This is a genomic window from Streptomyces sp. PR69, assembly GCF_026420845.1.
Taxonomy (GTDB): domain Bacteria; phylum Actinomycetota; class Actinomycetes; order Streptomycetales; family Streptomycetaceae; genus Streptomyces.
Genome location: NZ_JAOWCB010000076.1, coordinates 1 through 1,880, shown reverse-complemented (window position 1 = coordinate 1,880; position 1,880 = coordinate 1). Strand labels below are relative to the sequence as shown.

General features: G+C 69.8%; 1 protein-coding gene. It reads left to right on the top strand.

The genetic code is table 11. The features are described 5' to 3' along the window. On the top strand, positions 1 to 1,880 hold a 1,880-nt coding region (locus tag OF819_RS28930; RefSeq protein WP_267246615.1), incomplete at both ends, for a ricin-type beta-trefoil lectin domain protein.

Genomic DNA, 1,880 nt, shown 5'->3' with positions numbered 1-1,880 from the left:
CACCCGGTTTCGGCGACCCGCTATCACTCGGGCGCGGCGTTCACTGCCGAAGTCACCGGCTACGACAGTGAGTACCGTGCCACCGGCGCCAGGCTCACCATCCCGGAGACCGGGGCGACGGCGGGCCTGGCGGGTGCATACGCCTACGGCTACACCTACACGCCCACCGGCAAGCTCCAGTCCACCGACCTCCCGGCGGCCCCGGGAGGTCTGGCCGCCGAGAAGCTGATCACCCGTTACAGCGGTGAGGACGTGCCGATCACGACCTCCGGCCTGAACTGGTACACGGGCGGTACGGACTACAGCCCCTTCGGCGAGGTCTTGCGCACGGTCTCGGGCGAGGCCCCGCACCGTGTGTGGTCGACAAACGTGTACGACCCGCTGACGGGCCGCCTCGACGAGAGGTCCACGCTGCGCGAGACCGCGCAGAACAGCCTGCTCAACGAACTGCACTACGGCTACGACAAGACCGGCAACGTCACCTCCATCAAGGACGTCCAGCCGGGCGGGACGGAGCAGCAGTGCTTCGCCTACGACCCGATGGGCCAGCTGGTCCACGCCTGGACGGGCGTGACCGACTGCCCGACGACCTCCACGGCCCAGGGCGCGGGCCCCGCGCGCACCGGCCTGTCTCCCGGCCTCAACGGCGGCGGCTACTGGCAGTCGTACGAATTCGACGCCATCGGCAACCGCACGAAGATGACGGTCCACGACCTTGCGGACGAGGCGCTGGACGACACCTACACCTACGACTACGGCGTCGAGATCGCGGGCGGCGGCGGCCTGCCGCCGGCCTACCGCCAGCCGCACGCCCTGACGAAGGTGACCTCCACGGTCAACTCGCCCGGCTCCTCCGTCACCTCGGTTTCCTCCTACGGCTACGACCTGACGGGCAACACCACCACACGCGTCATCGGCGGCGACACCCAGACCCTGACCTGGGACCGCGCCAACAAGGTCGAATCGGTCTCCGGCTTCGGCAACGGCAAGGGCACGCTGATCAACGCCTCCGGCAAGTGCCTGGACGTGCACGGCGCCGACACCGCCGACGGCACCCCCATCCAGCTCTTCCGCTGCCACGGCGCACCGGCGCAGCAGTTCCAGCTCACGGGCGGCGACACGCTCAAGGCGCTGGGCAAGTGCGTCACGGCCGACGGCGCCGGGCTGGTCCTGTCCACCTGCGACGGCAGCGACGCCCAGAAGTTCACCCACCGCCCCGCCGACGACTCCCTCTACCACCCGGCCACCGGCACCTGCGTGGACGTCCCCGGCGCCGACTACACCGACGGCAAAGACCTCCAGCTCCACACCTGCAACGCCACCGACCCCCAGAAGTGGACCCTCGGCGACACCACCTCCTACCTCTACGACGCCAACGGCACCCGCCTGATCGAGACGACGTCCTCCACCCGCACCCTGTACCTGCCGGACGCCCAGATCACCGTCAACACCTCCGGCACCGCCCTGGACGCCCAGCGCTACTACACCCACCCCGGCGCCCCCACCACGGTCCGCACCACCAACGGCAAAACCACCGGCCACACCCTCACAGTCCTGCTCTCCGACCACCACAACACCGCCACCACCGCCGTCGACCTCAAAGACGGCCTCCCCACCACCCGCCGCGCCTACGACCCCTACGGCAACCCCCGCGGCACCCAGCCCACCACCTGGCCCGGCCGCCAAACCTTCCTCGGCACCGGCACCGACGACACCACCACCGGCCTCACCCACATCGGCGCCCGCGAATACGACCCCACCACAGGCCGCTTCCTCTCCACCGACCCCCTCATCGACATCACCGACCCGCTCCAAATGAACGGGTACACCTACGCCAACGCCAACCCCACCACCCTCTCCGACCCGACGGGCTTGAGGCC